The following is a 14,865-nucleotide window of genomic DNA, read 5'->3' as shown; positions in this document are numbered from 1 at the left end:
TGGCCGTCGCTCACCCGGTTCGCCGGATATCTGACCGGCCGAGCGCCGCTCGAGGCTGCGCTCCCTAGGCTGGCGAGGTGACCGAGCACGCATTCAGCGACGCCGAGCGTCAAGCCGTGTACCGCGCGATTGCCCAGCGACGAGATATGCGGCGGTTCGACCCGCAGGGTCAGGTCTGCGGGGACGTACTGTCGCGCGTGCTGGCCGCCGCACACGCCGCCCCCAATGTCGGGTTGATGCAGCCGTGGCGGTTCATCCGGGTCACCGATACCGGGCTACGCAAGAACCTTCATGCGCTCGTCGACGACGAGCGGCGCAACACCGCCGAGGCGATCGGCGGACGCGGCGACGAGTTTCTCAAGCTCAAGGTGGAGGGCATCCTCGAATGCGCGGAGCTGTTCGTGGTCGCGCTGCGCGACGGCAGACAGGCCCACGTATTCGGCAGGCGCACAATGCCACACATGGACCTGGCATCGGTGTCGTGTGCGATCCAGAACATGTGGCTGGCCGCCCGGGTCGAAGGCCTCGGCATGGGTTGGGTGTCGATCTTCGACCCCGTGCGGCTCGCCGCACTGCTGGACATGCCGCAGGGCGCAGAGCCGGTCGCGGTCCTCTGCCTCGGACCGGTGCCCGAGTTTCCCGACCGGCCGATGCTCGAACTCGACCAGTGGGCCTGTGCCCGCCCGCTGGCCGAGTTCGTCACCGAGAACAGTTGGTAATGGCAGAATTCAGTGATGGTGCCCGACGGCGCCACTGAGCTCGTTCGGTGCCTGCGGGAGCGAGCCCGATGCGCTGACCGTACCGGCCGCGAGATCGACCAGGTGGATCTGCTTGGCGGCTGGATCCGACACGTAGACCGCATCCTCCCGGGTGAACACCGCCGGCGCCCCCTGCTGCCAGTCGTCGGGCTCCGTCCACGGGTCGGTCACCTGGATGGCCTTCACCTGCGCGCCCGTCACCGGGTCGAACACATAGAGTTTGCCGTCGGTTCCCAAGATGAGGGCTTCGGCCTGCGGTCCACGGCCCAGGGACCGGAACCAGTAGCTCACCGACGGGGGCAGCTGCACGACGCGCATCTGGTCGGTCGTCGTGTCGATGAGGGTGAACTGGTTCGGGCGCTCCAATTCCGCATCGGGATCGATCTTCATGTCGCCCAACACGACTGGGGAATCGTCATGTCCGCGGGTGTTTCCCGACCGGCCGTAGGGCGTCGGGCTGGGAATCTTGGTGAACGTGCCGTTCGCATACTCCAGGACGCCGTTCTCGCACCCCAGGATGACCACCTCGTCGGCGGCAACCGACTCGCCGTGGACACCCGGGCAGTCCTCGCTGCGGGCGATCTCGCGCCCCCCTTGCATCGCAACCGCTCCAGTGCCGTTCTCCGGATTGCCGATGCTGTGCACGAGAGTGCCGTCACTGAGGATCACCGCAACCCCGTGATGGGGCTGCGGGGTCTTGAACTTCTGGGTCTCGGGCATACCACCCGATTCGAGCGCATGGGGATCGAAAGCGGTGATCTCACCCGAACCGTCAGCGAACAATACGGTGTGTTCACCGTGCGGCACGACGTGGCCTGCATCGGCCGCGGGGAAGGTCTCCTCGGTCAACTGCCCGCCTGCCGCGTCGAGGACACGGAAACCGTCGCTCGTGGTGACCAGCACGTGCGACTCGTCGCCGGCCGGGTTCACCCGCAAGAAACCGTCGAGCGGAATGTCCTTCTTCAGCTCGAGCGTCTCACCGTCCAGCACATAGAGTCCGCCGTCGTAAGTCGTCACCAGCGGCTCATTGATCGGCGCGGCCTGCGCCGAGCTCGGTGTTCCGGACGATGCGCCTTGGCTGGTTTCGGCGCTTTCGCCGCCCGCCGAACACGCGGCCAGGCCGGCCACCGTGCAGGTCAGAGCTCCCACCCGGTACAGCCACTGCGGACTTAACATCTTTGCTCCTTCCGAGCTCTTGTGACTTGTGGCCCGCGGCGACCGCCGGCAGCTGACGGCGCACTCGCACCCATGGCCGACGCTTGCGTCACGACATCCGCCGTGACGGCTCGATCAGCCCTTACACGCCGTCTACTTGTAGCATTAATGATATTCGTTATCAACAAGGGTCACTGCAGCTATCCCGGTGCGTCCCGGCAATAGACTCGCCCCATGTCGGGGGTGATAGATCTCAATGCGGACCTGGGTGAAGGTTTCGGAGTATGGACCCTCGGCGACGATGACACCATGCTCGGCATCGTCACCTCGGCGAACGTGGCCTGTGGCTTTCACGCCGGGGACCCTGCCAGGCTGGCACGCGTCTGCCGGGAGGCTGCGCAACGCGGGGTCCGAATCGGCGCCCAGGTGAGCTATCGCGATCTGGCCGGCTTCGGGCGCCGCTTCATCGACGCGGACCCGGAGGACCTGGCTGCCGACGTGATGTACCAGATCGGTGCTCTGTCAGCGCTGGCCATCGCTGCCGGAACAGCCGTCTCATACGTCAAACCGCATGGCGCCCTGTACAACACGATCGTCACGCATCAGGAGCAGGCGCGCGCCGTGGCGCAAGCCGTGCATGCGGTGGACTCCCGGCTGCCGGTGCTCGGCCTGGCGGGGTCGGCGTTCTTCACGGCGGCAGATTCGCTGGGGCTGCGCACGGTGCCCGAAGCCTTCGCCGACCGGGCCTACCGATCCGACGGGACGCTGGTCGCGCGCAGAGAAACCGGCGCCGTCCTTCACGACATCGGGGACATCGCCGACCGCGTCATCGGCATGGTCACCGCACAACAGGTAACTGCCATCGACGGCTCGACCATCCCCGTCGAGGTGGAATCCGTTTGTGTGCATGGGGATTCGCCCGGTGCGGTGCAGATCGCGACGGCAGTCCGAGAGCGGCTGACCGCCGAGGGCGTGACGATCGCGGCGTTCAGCTAGCCGGCCAGCCGGTTGGCGCCTGCCACAACGCTTTCGAGCAGACCAGGCAGGGCGGCGTCGACCGCGTCGCGGCGCAGCCGCTGACACGTCATACCGTCGACGATGAGCCTCTCGGTGACGCCTGCCTCGCGCAAGATTCGAAAATGATGCGTCGCGGTCGACTTGTTAATGCCGTCATAGAGCGCGCTGCACTGCATCGGGGTACCGGCGTTGAACAACCGCCTCACCACCTCCAGCCGCACCGGGTCGTGAATCGCGGCCAGAACCTGCTGCACCGTCCCCACCGGGCGGACGGCCGGAGCGTCCGATGCTCTTTCCACGGAAGTGTCCTTCGCCACGCAAGTTTGATGACTGTCGAACCAAGCGTACGCTCGAACGAGTTCGATGTCGGTCAAACCAGGGAGCGCGGCGGTGACAGTCAATCACTCGGCGACCGTCCAGACGCAGCGCTGGGCCTATCCTCTATTGCTGGTGCTGAGTGGAGTCGCGCTCGGCGTTTCAGGTCTGCCCGCGCCGCTTTACGGCATCTACGAGGACACCTGGCACCTCTCCCCGCTCGCAACGACGATCGTCTTCGCGGTTTACGCTCTGGCCGCGCTCGTCGCCGTGTTGGTCGCCGGCCGCATCTCCGACGTGGTCGGCCGTAAACCGGTGCTGCTAGGTGCACTGGCCACGCTGCTCGTGGGACTCGGTGTCTTCCTCATCGCCGACAGCATGGCGCTCCTGCTGATCGCGCGCACGCTGCACGGCGCCGCAGTGGGCTCCATCGTCGTGGCCGGGGCCGCCGCCCTGCTGGACCTGCGGCCCGACCGCGGCCTGCGGTCCGGTCAGCTCAGCGGTGTGAGCTTCAACATCGGCATGACGATCGCCATCATGGGTTCGGCGCTGTTGGCGCAATACGCACCGCACCCACTGCGCACGCCCTATGCCGTCGTCGCCGTCGTCTGCATAGTGGTCGGTGTCGGCGTGTTGGCGCTGCGCGAGACCCACACCACTCGCACCCAAGGCCCCATCAGGATCGCGAAACCAGCTGTGCCACCCGAGATCCGGGCGGATTTCTGGTTCTCCGCGCTCGGCGCCATGGCGTCCTGGTCGGTGCTCGGCGTACTGCTGTCGCTCTACCCGTCGCTCGCGGCGCGGCAGACGCATATCGACAACCTCGTCTTCGGCGGCGCGGTGGTCGGCACCACGGCATTTACTGCCGCGCTCGCGCAACTGTTCGCCACTCGCCTGCCGGCACGCTTCTCTGCCATCATCGGCGATGTCGGGATGGCTGTTTCGCTGGTCCTGACAATTCCGGTCCTACTGACCCACCAGTGGCAGCTGGTGTTCCTCGCAGCCGCTCTGCTCGGCGCGACGTTCGGCCTCGGCTTCGGCGGATCGCTGCGCCACCTCTCCGACGTGGTGCCCGCAGGAAAGCGCGGCGAAACGATGTCTGCGTTCTACCTGCTCGCCTATACAGCGATGGCGATACCCACGCTGCTTGCCGGATGGGCTGCGACCCGATGGGACCTGGCGTCGGTGTTCCCCTGGTTCGCCGGTGCGGTGGCCGTTGCGTGCCTGATCGCCGCCGTTGCCGGCGCACGCAGCTTTCGCGCGTCTGGGACGGTGGCTGCCGGGTCTGGGTAGGCGATCAGGTAGGCATTGCCCACCGAGGACAACGAGCGCAACATGTCCGTCCATGAGTAAGGTCGCTCGGTCCACGGTGCTTCCGATCCCCGCGGAGACAGCGGCGCAATTGGCCCGCAAACCCGCGACGATGGCGTTCGTGTTGGGCCCCTACCTGAAGTTTCGGCGCCTCGAGATACCCGAACCTGTCGAGGTGGGCACCACCGGATCGGCTTGGCTGTGGTGCTTCGGCATCATTCCGCTGTGGACCCACCGTCTCGAGGTGAAAGAGCTGAGCCTCACCGAGGTCTACACCAATGAGAGCGGCGGTCCGGTGCACACCTGGAACCATCGCCTGATCTTCGAACCGATTGATGACCGCAGGTGCCGCTACACCGACGAGGTCGAGACCGACGAGGGATGGCGAGGAGCGCCGACACGCTCATTCGTCAGACTCTTGTTCCGTCATCGACATCGGCGTTGGAGAACTCTCGCGGCGATTCTCGCCTGAACCCGCTCTATGCGTCGAAGCTTCCTCGCGCGCGGTTGCCAACAGAGCTCAGGCGCTCCACCCATTGCGCGAATCTGCTGGATAAGTGAAAATCATTGTCATTTAGTCTTTCCTTCTGACATGATCGTCACGAGCCCCAGGAGTAGGTATGGCTGCCGCTGTCCGCGAACCGACGACGGCGAGCACCGTCGGTGACCGTGACCGGTACGCGCGCCTTCACAGGGCCGCGGTCATCGTGGCGACCACAGGCCTGTTGACGACGACGGTCGGCATCGGAACGGCACAGGCCGAGCCCATCGCCATGGTGGCCAAGACCATGGACAAGTCCTCGCGCGACGGCTGGCAGCTCAACATCAGGCTCGAGCGCGAAGTGGTGAACTCGATCCCGAACCTGGCCAACGCCACCAACTCCCGGGAAGGTTTCGTCACCGTCTCGGCGACCGCCACCGCCGTCGGCGGGTCCAACCCGATCACCGACAGCATCTTCATCGTCGGATACCAGCTCGGCTGTCAGTCCGACGTTTCCACCGGTCTGCAGATCGGGGGTACCGCGGGTGTCGCGCCCACCGCCTCCCTCGGATTCGGGGGCGGATCGCCGGTGAGTGGGAACGTCGGCGTGGTACCCGGCGTCGCCGGATTCGTGCAGACGGTGCTGCAGCCGGGCGTGATCGTCGACCTGCCGCTGTCGAACATGGCGCTCGGCGACTCCGGGCAGGCGATGCTCGACCTGGACAACATCCACATCAAGGCCGATGCCTGCGGAGGGGACGTGACCATCAGGTCCTACGGCTATCTGCGCATCTCCACCGACACCGCGCACACCCAGTTCGCCGTCTACGGCGACCCGATCAAGATCTGACCATGCCGAAGATCGGGTGCGCACTCATCCTCACGGCCGGCCTGCTGCTCACCCTGGCCCCGGCAGCGTCCGCCCAACTGGAGCAACCGTCGCCGCCGCCCTACATCCCGGGCGACGTCGACCCCCAACCAGGCAGCTTCAGCTATCCCTACAACGTCATCGTCGTGCCGCCACCCGCAGCCGTCGACGCCAGAGGCGTCAACATCACCACCAACGTCGACCCCTCCAGCCAGGCCATCGGAATGCCGGGCAGCGAGCTCGGCAACAGCCCGCCGCCGGCTAACTCGTTGACCGGTTCCAACGTGCTGTACGGCGTCGAAGCCGGCATCGCCAGCTACCAGTCAGAGCAGGCCCCGCTGCCGACGGTGAACATCACCGCGGGAGCACCGGTCACGGGCTCGCTGGAGGACCCTGCCGGCAAACCCCCGTCGAATCCCGTCGCCACGGAGGCCACCGCACCCACGACCGCGCCGGGGTATCCCCCACCGATTTTGGAGACGGTCGATCCGGATCACTCGTCGACGCACTGAGCCCCGGCAGGTCGATCCGACCGACCTCTACGCCGACTCAGTCTCGGCCAGTTCGTACCGGATCAACCGAGAACTGTTGGCGACCACCGCTACCGACGACGCGTTGTGCAGAACGGCGGCCAGTACCGGCGAGAGTGCACCGCCGGCACCGATCAACAGACCGATGGCGTTGACGGCGATGGACATCCCGTAGTTCTGCCTGATGACCTCGACGGCACGGCCACCGAGATCCCGGACGTCGAGCAGTCGGGTGAGGTCGTCGCTGGCGAGCGCGACGTCGGCGGTCTCGACCGCGACATCGGTGCCGCCCAGACCCATGGCGATGCCGATGTCCGCTTCAGCCAGGGCGGGCGCGTCGTTGACGCCATCACCGACCATCGCCACGGTGTGCCCCTCGTCGCGCAGGGTGCGCACTACGTCGAGCTTGTCGTCAGGCAGAACCTCGGCACGCCATTCGGTGATGCCCAGCTGATCGGCGACCGCTTGAGCAGCCTCGGGGTGATCGCCGGTCAACATCACGATGCGACGAACACCGTTGGTGCGCAACCGCTCCAGGACCGCGAGCGCTTCCGGACGGACCTCGTCGCGCAGGCTGATCAGGCCGATCAGCTTGCCGTCCACGGCGAGCAGCAGCGGCGTCTCGGCCTGGCGACGGAGCGTGTCAACCCACTCAGTGGCCTTCTTCGTCACCCGCACCTTCTCCTGGCGCAGCAGCGAAGGGCTGCCGAGCAGGAGCGTGCGGCCGTCGGCCCAGGTTCGCATGCCCAGACCGACGAGCACCTCACACTGCTCGTGCGGCGGAATCTCGATGTGCCGCTCCTTGGTAGAGCGGATCACCGCTTCGGCAAGTGGGTGGCGCGAATGGATTTCGGAGCTCGCTGCGTACGCGAGTACGTGTTCGGGCTCCCAATCCTTGTGGAAGGCAACGACGTTGGTGACGATGGGGCGGCCGACCGTGAGTGTGCCGGTCTTGTCGAACACCACGGCGTCAACCCGTCCGGCCGCTTCGAGGTGCGACCCGCCCTTGATGAGGATTCCGCGTCGTGCACCATTGCCGATGGCGGCACTGATGGCGGTCGGTGTGGACAGGCCGACCGCACACGGGCACGCCACCAGCAGCATCGTCATCGCCCGGCGGACGTCTCCGGTGACGACGAGGGTTGCCGCCGAAAGCAGGAACGAGGCGGGGACGAAGCGTCGCGAAAAGCTCTCTCCCACAGTTTGTATCGGTGCGCGATCCGTCTGCGCCTCTTCGACCCGGGCGATGATCCGTCCGATGGTGGTTTCGGTACCCACCGCCTCCGCACGCACCACCAGCCGGCCGCGCACGACGACCGACCCGGCGAACACGCGCGTGTCGGCGGAGACGGCAACCGGCAGATTCTCCCCAGTGATCGCGGATTGATCGATGATCGCGTCACCGTCGACCACGGTGCCGTCGATCGGGACCGCGACCCGGTCGTGGATCACCACTTCGTCACCGATGCGCAGTTCGGACGTGGGGACCTCGACCTCCGCGCCGTCGGGTAACCGGATCCACGCGGTGTCCTGGGTGCCCTGCAGCAGGTTCGCGATGGCTCGTCGGGTGCGCCGCAGCGTCAGGTCCTGGAGATATTCACCGATGTTGAGCAACCAGAGCACCGTCAGCGCGACGACGTTCTCCCGCAGGATGAGGCTCGCCACAGTCGCGGCGCTGACGAGTACATCGGTGCCCGCCGAACGTCCGCCGCGCAGAGTGGCCAGTGCACCACGCAGGAACGGATAGCCGGTGAACACAGTGACACCCGTGGCGACCAGACGACTGGTCGGCCCGAGCAACGGCGGACGGGCGAAGACATAGCGGCGGACACCCAGCAGGACGAGCGCGGCACCGCCGACGGCCATCCTGAGGACATCGGCGTTCGCGACATCCGCAGACCGCGGAAGCCGAGCCGGAAGCAGGTCCCTGGAGACGGTGGCAGCACCTTCGATCGCTTCCCTCACGGCCGAGGGTTCGCACCGTTTCGGCGAGTACCAGACCACCACCGAGGCGGTTCGCGGGTACGCGTGCACCGCGCGCACACCGGGCACCTGTTCGACGGCATCCTCGATCGCCACGGCGCGCGGCGAATCGTTTCGCAACCACGGCACCTCGAGCCGGATGCGGCCCGCGGCGTCCGAGACGACGGTGAGCGTCACCTGGGCGTCAGTGGTCGTGCGCGTGGGCGTTGTCAGACACGGCGGGAGGCGGGACCTCCTCGCCGATGCGCTCCCGCGCCTCGGCCACCACGTCGGCGACCTTGAGCCGTGCCGACTCCGCACCGACCTCGGCCCGGCGCACCCCGCGCAGCGCCCACGCGGTCGCGGTCACCGATGCCTCCCGCAGCGGCGCCTTAACGACGGCCTTCCGGACTCCTTGGTAGGCAGCGACGCCCACCGCGCCGGTGACCACGGTGGATGCGGCTTTGGCCAGCAACGCCTGAATCGCCATGGCTTCACCTTAGCGCGCCCCCGGCGCGCAAGATGTGGACAAGAGCCGCTTCGCCGCTGGCACAATCGAGCCGTGCCGGTCGATGCGAAGAAGAGTAAGTCATTCGCATCAATGCATGTTCTGGTCGCCGCCATCGTCACCCTGGCACTGCTCGGCGGTACGCTGCGCGCGTTCGTCGCCGGCGACCCAGACATTGCGACCGCCGCCACGGTGTTCTGCGGAATCTTCGTGCAGGCATTGCCATTTCTCGTTCTCGGCGTGCTCGTGAGCGGCGCGGTCGCCGCGTTCGTGACACCGGATCGGTTGGCGCACTGGCTGCCACGACGTCCAGGCGCGGCGATCCTGGTTGCCGGCGTCGGCGGGGCAGCGTTGCCCGGCTGCGAATGCGGATCGGTGCCGGTCGCCCGCCGACTGTTCGGCGAGGGCACCGTCGGCGCTGCGGCCCTGACGTTCATGCTCGCCGCCCCCGCGATCAACCCCGTGGTGCTGGTCGCCACCGCCGTGGCCTTCCCCGGCGAGCCGGCGATGGTCGCCGCACGCTGCGTCGCGTCGCTGTTGACCGCGTTGATCATGGGTGCGCTGTGGTCCCGGTTCGGGCAACCGCGATGGATCACCCGCGGAGTGCCGCGCGCGATTGCCGGGACAGGATCGCGATGGGAGGTGTTCACCGAAGCGGCTCGACACGACTTCCTGCAAGCCGCCGCGTATCTCACTCTCGGCGCCGCCGCCGCAGCGGCGCTGCACATCGTGGTTCCCGCGTGGGTGTACGACCACCTGGCCGGTCAGCTGGCGCTGAGCATCGCGGTCATGGCGCTACTGGCCGTCGTTCTCGCGCTCTGCTCGGAAGCGGATGCATTCGTAGCGGCCAGCTTGTCGATGCTGCCGCTGCTGCCGCGCCTGGTGTTCCTGGTCGTCGGTCCGGCGGTGGACGTCAAGCTCTTCGCGTTGCAGGCGGGCATGTTCGGCCGCGCATTCGCCATCCGATTCGCACCGGTGACCTTTGCGGTGGCGACTGTGGTGGCCACCTGTGTCGGCCTGTTGATCGTGGGCAACCGATGAGCCGCGAGACCGAGAACGCACTACTGCTCCTCGTAGGTGTCAGCATTGGGCTGATCACGATCAGTGGCGCATACACGCGCTATGTGAAGCCCTCCCTGTTGCCATGGCTGGCGATCTCAGCGGTGCTGTTGATCGCGCTCGCCCTGGTGAGCATCGCTCGGGACATCCGCCGAGGCGCCGCTGAACCGCACGGCGACTCCCACAGCGACTCCCACGAAGACCATCGCCACCGGTCGGGCGCGATGTGGCTGCTCGTCATCCCGATCGCCCTGCTGGCGTTCGTGGTGCCACCGGCGATCGGCGCGAATGCGACCGGGACGTCGGTGCGCGAGGTGTCGACGGAGGTGTTGCGCCGACCGTTCCCGCCCCTGCCGCCCGGGCCCGCGCCTGAAATATCGCTGCCCGAACTGTTGATCCGGATCGCGCAGGACAGCGCGGGCACGCTAGACCATCGCCGCGTCACCGTCACCGGCTTCACCATCAAGGACGGTGCTGGACCCGAACTCGGCCGGATCGTCATCCTTTGTTGTGCGGCCGACGCGCAGCTGGCCAGGATCCGACTGGGCGGAGCGGCTTCGTCGACGGCCGGCGAGCTGCCGGAAGATACCTGGGTCCGGGTGGAGGGGACAGTGCCCAGCGGGCAGAGCGATCCGTCCCGCCGGACCGTTCCGGTCATCGAGGTGTCGCGAGTGGAGCGGGTGGAGGCCCCGCCGAATCCATACACGTACTGAGACGCAACCGCGGCTTCCGAGCGTTCGACGCCGTATTGACGGCGCAGGTGTTTTAATCGGTTGGTGTTAGCTGAGCACAGCATCTTGAGCGGAAACTCCACGTCAGCCGCCGAATCGCCATTCGGTAACAATTTGACTGATTCGCAGCCGTGCGCGTCGATAGCGGCTGGCCCGACCGAGAGCTCAGTGGCGCGGCTTCGGACGAGGGCATCGGTGGCGCGGGGACAGGCGCATCGGCACAACCGGGCGTACCGGCGTCGAGTGCTGATCGCCGACGCGCTCGTCCTGGTGACCACCGGAGTATCCGCCGAATTGATCACCCGGCCGACGGGAGCCGCAGCGCTCGAGCACGCCCCGATTGTCGGCCACCTGTTGCCCTGGCTGGGTCTCGTCGTCACCTGGATGGCTGCGCTGGCCGTGGTGCAGTCGCGCGATATGTCGCTGGCAGGGGTGGGCGCCGAGGAATACCGCCGGGTGCTCGCGGCGTCGGCCGTCGTCCTCGGACTGGCCACGCTGACTGTCGTGATGGTGCAGGCGACCGTATCGCGCATGCACCTGCTGCTCGCCTTCAGCCTCGGCGTGGTCGGCCTGCTCGCCGGCAGGCACAGTCTGCGGTGGGATCTGCGCCGGCGCCGGCGCCGAGGTGAGTGCGTCACTCGGGTCCTGGTACTCGGAAAGCTCGACGCCGCACAGTTGGTCTGTCAGAGTCTCGCGCGCCAACCCGACGCCGGATTCCAGGTCGTCGGCTTCTGCGTGCCCGGTTTCGACGGCGAATTCGGTGAGGAGGTTCTGACGCCGACTGGCCTCGTGCCGATCATCGGCGACGACACGGTGGTCAAGGCCGCATTGAAGTACACCGCGGCCGACGCTTTGGTGGTCGCCGCAGCCGAGCATCTGGGTCACGAGAACATGCGCACGCTGGCCTGGCGCATGCAGTCCATGAACACCGAACTGCTCGTCGTCCCCGGCGTCACCGACGTCGCAGGGCACCGCTTACGGATGCTGCCGATCGACGATCTCCCCCTGCTCCGCATCGACGCCCCACCGCTGCAGGACGGCACCTCAATGCATGCCAAGCGGGTGCTCGACCTGGTCATCGGCACCGTCGGCCTCGTCGCGGCGGCCCCAGTGATCGCGCTGGCAGCGCTGGCTATCCGGCTCGACGACCGCGGACCGGCGTTCTTCAAGCAGCAGCGAGTCGGCCTGGGCGGCAGGCATTTCGAGATCATCAAACTGCGGACCATGAGGCAGTCCGACGACTCAGCTCCGGCCGGGCCGGCGACCGCGCTACCGGGGGTCTTCAACGCGAAGGCCGGTGACGCGCGGATTACGCGGGTGGGCAGGTTCCTCCGGGCGACAAGCATCGACGAGCTCCCCCAGTTGGTCAACGTGCTGAGCGGCTCTATGAGCCTGGTGGGACCGCGTCCGCTGGTCGCCGGCGAGGCCGGCGCGGTCGAATACTTCCTGGCCCGACGGGCGCTGGTAAAGCCAGGGATGACCGGGCTGTGGCAGGTCTCCGGCCGCTCCGACGTCAGCGACGACGAGCGCGTCCGACTGGATCACTCCTACGTCGACAACTGGTCCGTCGCACAGGATCTGATGATCATCTGGCGCACGGTTCGCGCAGTCCTCAGGCGCGAAGGAGCGTACTGACCTTCCGCGCCTAGGCGCGTCGTTCGACGAACGGCAGCAGGGCCATCTCGCGGGCGTTGCGGATGGCCGTCGCCACCTGCCGCTGCTGCTGCGGCGTCAGGCCGGTCACCCGCCGCGACCGGATCTTCCCCCGCTCGGAGATGAACGTGCGCAACAACGCCGTGTCCTTGTAGTCGATCGTCGTCACGCCCTTCGCTTTGAGCGGATTGCGCTTCTGACGCGCCGGCTCCTTGAGCGGCGGCCGCTGTCGGCGCGCCTTCTGGTTCTTTCCGGCCATCACCAACTCGCTTTCCGCACACCGGGCAGTTCACCGCGGTGCGCCAGCTCACGGACCTTCACCCGGGACACCCCGAACTTGCGCAGATGACCACGGGGGCGGCCGTCGACCGAATCTCGGTTGCGCACCCGGACCGGGCTCGAATCGCGCGGAAGTCGTTGCAGCGCAGTGACCGCCTCTGCCACCTCGGCGGGCGTGCTCGATGGCCTGCGGATGATCTCCTTGAGTTCGGCGCGCTGCTCGGCGTACCGGGCGACCAGCACCCGCCTGCGCTCGTTCTTCGCGATCTTGGCCTTGGTCGCCATCAGCGTTCCTCTCGGAAGTCGACGTGCTTGCGAATGACCGGGTCGTACTTCTTGAGGACCAGTCGGTCGGGGTCGTTGCGCCGATTCTTGCGGGTGATGTAGGTATATCCCGTCCCGGCGGTCGACCGGAGTTTGACGATCGGCCGAATGTCGGTGCGCGCCATCAGACTTTTTCTCCCCGGCTACGGATCCGCGCGACCACGGCCTCGATGCCGTCGCGGTCGATCACCTTGATTCCCTTGGCGCTGACACGCAACCGCACCCGGCGACCCTCGGACGGCAGATAGTAGGTCTTGGACTGGATATTCGGATCCCATCGCCGACGCGAGCGGCGGTGCGAATGCGAAACCCGGTTGCCGAACCCGGGCGAACGGCCCGTGACTTGGCAGTGCGCGGACATAACTCCCTCTCGATACAACGATAATCGTTTTCGACAATGCTCGTGCCGGACTGTACCGTAGGTATTCAGCTATTGAAAATCGTTACCAAGAGTGGTGGAGGTGTGATGCGGACTCCGGCAGTGGTACTGGCCGGTCAAGGGCAGTCCAACGGCGTGGGAGACCTGCTGTTGAGGACGCCGGGAACCGCGGTGATCAGCCATCGCTTCGACGGCCAGGTGGTGATCCGCGCGGTCAGCATGTTGCGGGAAGGCCAGGTCCACGTGTCCGAATGGCCGCTGGAACTGACGAATTGCTGTGTCAGCTGCACCACCCGAAGAGACCTGCTCATCCTGCTGCGCCGACTGCACCGGCGCGACGACATCAATCGCATAGTCATCCATCTGGCGCCCTGGCTGGAACCCGAACCGGTGTGCTGGGCGATCGACAACATCGACGTACACGTCGGGCCGGGCTACATCGACGGTCCGGCGAGCCGGGACGTGAGCATCGACGCGGTGGTGACCACGATCGACACCGCGGTCTGGCTGACCCAAGCGCTCAGCGACGAAGAACTCGAGGACGACCGCACCGTCGCACAGGTGGTGGTGGGCCAGGCCGAGTTCGCCGACGTGCTCGTCCTCACCGAACCTGACCGCCGGACCCTGTCGGTGTTACGCAGGCTGGCACCCCGTTCCCGAATCACCGTGGGCACCGACCGGGTCGAGACGGCCCTGGCCAACGTCGACGCCGGCGCCCGCCGCGGACGCGAGCACAACCCGCACGACTCACTCCTCGACGGCGAACCGCCCCTGCAACCCGACGGCGAGGTCGCCATCGTGGAGTTCAACGCGGCGCGGCCCTTTCACCCGCAACGCCTGCACACCGCGATCGATGAGCTGCTCGAAGGTGTCGTTCGGCTACGGGGCCGGGCATGGCTGGCCAGCCAGCCGGACGCGGTGGTGTGGATCGAATCCGCCGGCGGCGGTCTACATGTCGGCCACGCCGGGGAATGGTTGGCCGCCATGCCTGCCGGCCAACGGGCCTACGCCGCGCCCGAACGCATCGCCCGCGCGTCCCTGCAGTGGGACGAGCGCTTCGGCGACCGCCACATCGCGATGACGGCGCTGGTGTGCGGGGCGGATCCGGATGCGATCACTCGCGCGCTGCGCGGCGCCCTACTCACGGACGACGAAATGAGCCGCGCGCAAGAGTGGACCACCTACCACGACCCCTTCGGTGACTGGCACGAAGACCCGTGCGAGGAACTGGATCGGGTCGATGACACCGGCACCCGGCAGGGCCGAGAAGGAGATCAGCGATGAAGCCCGGAATCCACCCTGACTACCACCCCGTCGTCTTTCGAGACGCACTCACCGGGGACGCCTTCCTCACCCGTTCCACGGCGACCAGTTCGAAGACGATCGAGTGGGAAACACCCGAGGGTGTGCGCACCTACCCACTGATCGTCGTCGATGTGACGTCGGCGTCGCATCCCTTCTGGACGGGTTCGCGACGCACCCTCGACACCGCGGGACAGGTGGAGAAGTTCCGCCGACGCTACGGCAACCGCTGA

19 protein-coding genes are annotated in these 14,865 nt (G+C 67.0%); 11 read left to right on the top strand and 8 right to left on the bottom strand.

All coding sequences use genetic code 11. The annotated features are described in order from the left end of the window. The first annotated feature begins 77 nt into the window (after positions 1–77). Positions 78–719, top strand: coding sequence for a 5,6-dimethylbenzimidazole synthase (gene bluB, locus ACN27E_RS21025; protein ID WP_422744409.1), 642 nt, complete (start codon positions 78–80; stop codon positions 717–719). A gap of 9 nt (positions 720–728) precedes the next feature. On the opposite strand, the gene aztD is transcribed toward bluB, so the two are convergent. After that, positions 729–1,934 (bottom strand): zinc metallochaperone AztD, encoded by a 1,206-nt coding sequence (gene aztD / locus ACN27E_RS21020; RefSeq protein ID WP_422744407.1) that lies wholly within the window; start codon positions 1,932–1,934, stop codon positions 729–731. Between the two features lie 213 nt (positions 1,935–2,147). Between aztD and ACN27E_RS21015 the strand changes: the two genes are divergently transcribed. Next, the gene (locus tag ACN27E_RS21015; protein ID WP_422744406.1) at positions 2,148–2,909 is read left to right on the top strand and encodes a LamB/YcsF family protein; all 762 of its coding nucleotides are present in this window, start codon (positions 2,148–2,150) and stop codon (positions 2,907–2,909) included. Here ACN27E_RS21015 and ACN27E_RS21010 read toward each other — a convergent pair. Continuing rightward, positions 2,906–3,229, bottom strand: coding sequence for an ArsR/SmtB family transcription factor (locus ACN27E_RS21010; RefSeq protein ID WP_422750021.1), 324 nt, complete (start codon positions 3,227–3,229; stop codon positions 2,906–2,908). The genes ACN27E_RS21015 and ACN27E_RS21010 overlap by 4 nt on opposite strands. 91 nt (positions 3,230–3,320) lie before the next feature. Between ACN27E_RS21010 and ACN27E_RS21005 the strand changes: the two genes are divergently transcribed. The 4 genes from ACN27E_RS21005 to ACN27E_RS20990 all read left to right on the top strand — a co-directional run bounded on the left by ACN27E_RS21005 (position 3,321) and on the right by ACN27E_RS20990 (position 6,417). Continuing rightward, positions 3,321–4,538 carry an MFS transporter gene (locus ACN27E_RS21005; protein ID WP_422744404.1) on the top strand — a complete coding sequence of 406 codons (1,218 nt, stop codon included), beginning with the start codon at positions 3,321–3,323 and terminating at the stop codon, positions 4,536–4,538. A gap of 52 nt (positions 4,539–4,590) precedes the next feature. Continuing rightward, positions 4,591–5,028 (top strand): hypothetical protein, encoded by a 438-nt coding sequence (locus ACN27E_RS21000; RefSeq protein WP_422744402.1) that lies wholly within the window; start codon positions 4,591–4,593, stop codon positions 5,026–5,028. A gap of 148 nt (positions 5,029–5,176) precedes the next feature. Next, positions 5,177–5,887, top strand: a complete 711-nt coding sequence (locus ACN27E_RS20995) for an MspA family porin (protein ID WP_422744400.1) — start codon at positions 5,177–5,179, stop codon at positions 5,885–5,887. 2 nt (positions 5,888–5,889) lie between these two features. After that, on the top strand, positions 5,890–6,417 hold the full coding sequence (locus ACN27E_RS20990) for a hypothetical protein (RefSeq protein ID WP_422744398.1): 528 nt from the start codon (positions 5,890–5,892) through the stop codon (positions 6,415–6,417). A 27-nt stretch (positions 6,418–6,444) separates the two neighbouring features. On the opposite strand, the gene ACN27E_RS20985 is transcribed toward ACN27E_RS20990, so the two are convergent. Together ACN27E_RS20985 and ACN27E_RS20980 are read right to left on the bottom strand one after the other, a co-directional pair. After that, the gene (locus tag ACN27E_RS20985; RefSeq protein WP_422744396.1) at positions 6,445–8,595 is read right to left on the bottom strand and encodes a heavy metal translocating P-type ATPase; all 2,151 of its coding nucleotides are present in this window, start codon (positions 8,593–8,595) and stop codon (positions 6,445–6,447) included. Between the two features lie 7 nt (positions 8,596–8,602). Then, positions 8,603–8,887, bottom strand: a complete 285-nt coding sequence (locus tag ACN27E_RS20980; RefSeq protein WP_422744394.1) for a DUF1490 family protein — start codon at positions 8,885–8,887, stop codon at positions 8,603–8,605. A 111-nt stretch (positions 8,888–8,998) separates the two neighbouring features. Between ACN27E_RS20980 and ACN27E_RS20975 the strand changes: the two genes are divergently transcribed. The 3 genes from ACN27E_RS20975 (at position 8,999) to ACN27E_RS20965 (ending at position 12,330) form a co-directional block, all read left to right on the top strand. Continuing rightward, positions 8,999–9,946 carry a permease gene (locus ACN27E_RS20975; protein ID WP_422744392.1) on the top strand — a complete coding sequence of 316 codons (948 nt, stop codon included), beginning with the start codon at positions 8,999–9,001 and terminating at the stop codon, positions 9,944–9,946. After that, positions 9,943–10,677 carry a TIGR03943 family putative permease subunit gene (locus tag ACN27E_RS20970; protein ID WP_422744390.1) on the top strand — a complete coding sequence of 245 codons (735 nt, stop codon included), beginning with the start codon at positions 9,943–9,945 and terminating at the stop codon, positions 10,675–10,677. Before ACN27E_RS20975 ends, ACN27E_RS20970 begins: the two co-directional genes overlap by 4 nt. 213 nt (positions 10,678–10,890) lie before the next feature. Beyond that, complete coding sequence (locus tag ACN27E_RS20965) at positions 10,891–12,330, top strand: sugar transferase (protein WP_422744388.1); 1,440 nt, start codon at positions 10,891–10,893, stop codon at positions 12,328–12,330. 10 nt (positions 12,331–12,340) lie between these two features. Here the strand turns inward: ACN27E_RS20965 and rpsR are convergent, their stop codons facing one another. Genes rpsR through rpmB form a run of 4 tightly spaced genes read right to left on the bottom strand, consistent with a single transcriptional unit; the run spans position 12,341 to position 13,312 of the window. Then, entirely contained in the window at positions 12,341–12,610 is a 270-nt protein-coding gene (gene rpsR / locus ACN27E_RS20960; protein ID WP_422744386.1) for a 30S ribosomal protein S18, read from the bottom strand. Next, a complete protein-coding gene (gene rpsN, locus ACN27E_RS20955) occupies positions 12,607–12,912 on the bottom strand; it encodes a 30S ribosomal protein S14 (protein ID WP_422744384.1) in 306 nt (101 codons plus the stop codon). The genes rpsR and rpsN overlap by 4 nt, the downstream gene beginning before the upstream one ends. Continuing rightward, the gene (gene rpmG / locus ACN27E_RS20950) at positions 12,912–13,076 is read right to left on the bottom strand and encodes a 50S ribosomal protein L33 (RefSeq protein WP_422744382.1); all 165 of its coding nucleotides are present in this window, start codon (positions 13,074–13,076) and stop codon (positions 12,912–12,914) included. The genes rpsN and rpmG overlap by 1 nt, the downstream gene beginning before the upstream one ends. Continuing rightward, positions 13,076–13,312: a 50S ribosomal protein L28 gene (gene rpmB, locus ACN27E_RS20945; protein WP_422744380.1), complete on the bottom strand. Its 237-nt coding sequence runs from the start codon at positions 13,310–13,312 to the stop codon at positions 13,076–13,078. Before rpmB ends, rpmG begins: the two co-directional genes overlap by 1 nt. Positions 13,313–13,417: 105 nt before the next feature. On the opposite strand from rpmB, the gene mrf reads away from it, so the two are divergent. After that, complete coding sequence (mrf, locus tag ACN27E_RS20940; protein ID WP_422744378.1) at positions 13,418–14,614, top strand: ribosome hibernation factor-recruiting GTPase MRF; 1,197 nt, start codon at positions 13,418–13,420, stop codon at positions 14,612–14,614. Next, positions 14,611–14,865, top strand: coding sequence for a type B 50S ribosomal protein L31 (locus ACN27E_RS20935; RefSeq protein ID WP_422744376.1), 255 nt, complete (start codon positions 14,611–14,613; stop codon positions 14,863–14,865). Before mrf ends, ACN27E_RS20935 begins: the two co-directional genes overlap by 4 nt.

This window comes from Mycobacterium sp. WMMD1722 (assembly GCF_049315205.1).
GTDB lineage: Bacteria > Actinomycetota > Actinomycetes > Mycobacteriales > Mycobacteriaceae > Mycobacterium.
The sequence above is the reverse complement of the archived record's forward strand: the minus strand, read 5'-3'. Positions and strand labels throughout refer to the sequence as shown.

What these genes read in the sequence shown, in the direction of transcription:
- aztD (WP_422744407.1), bottom strand. Translation starts at nt 1,934, where the DNA reads ATGTTAAGTCCGCAGTGGCTGTACCGGGTGGGAGCTCTGACCTGCACG.
- ACN27E_RS21015 (WP_422744406.1), top strand. Translation starts at nt 2,148, where the DNA reads ATGTCGGGGGTGATAGATCTCAATGCGGACCTGGGTGAAGGTTTCGGA.
- ACN27E_RS21000 (WP_422744402.1), top strand. Translation starts at nt 4,591, where the DNA reads ATGAGTAAGGTCGCTCGGTCCACGGTGCTTCCGATCCCCGCGGAGACA.
- ACN27E_RS20995 (WP_422744400.1), top strand. Translation starts at nt 5,177, where the DNA reads ATGGCTGCCGCTGTCCGCGAACCGACGACGGCGAGCACCGTCGGTGAC.
- ACN27E_RS20990 (WP_422744398.1), top strand. Translation starts at nt 5,890, where the DNA reads ATGCCGAAGATCGGGTGCGCACTCATCCTCACGGCCGGCCTGCTGCTC.
- ACN27E_RS20980 (WP_422744394.1), bottom strand. Translation starts at nt 8,887, where the DNA reads ATGGCGATTCAGGCGTTGCTGGCCAAAGCCGCATCCACCGTGGTCACC.
- ACN27E_RS20975 (WP_422744392.1), top strand. Translation starts at nt 8,999, where the DNA reads ATGCATGTTCTGGTCGCCGCCATCGTCACCCTGGCACTGCTCGGCGGT.
- ACN27E_RS20970 (WP_422744390.1), top strand. Translation starts at nt 9,943, where the DNA reads ATGAGCCGCGAGACCGAGAACGCACTACTGCTCCTCGTAGGTGTCAGC.
- rpsN (WP_422744384.1), bottom strand. Translation starts at nt 12,912, where the DNA reads ATGGCGACCAAGGCCAAGATCGCGAAGAACGAGCGCAGGCGGGTGCTG.
- rpmG (WP_422744382.1), bottom strand. Translation starts at nt 13,076, where the DNA reads ATGGCGCGCACCGACATTCGGCCGATCGTCAAACTCCGGTCGACCGCC.
- rpmB (WP_422744380.1), bottom strand. Translation starts at nt 13,312, where the DNA reads ATGTCCGCGCACTGCCAAGTCACGGGCCGTTCGCCCGGGTTCGGCAAC.
- mrf (WP_422744378.1), top strand. Translation starts at nt 13,418, where the DNA reads ATGCGGACTCCGGCAGTGGTACTGGCCGGTCAAGGGCAGTCCAACGGC.
- ACN27E_RS20935 (WP_422744376.1), top strand. Translation starts at nt 14,611, where the DNA reads ATGAAGCCCGGAATCCACCCTGACTACCACCCCGTCGTCTTTCGAGAC.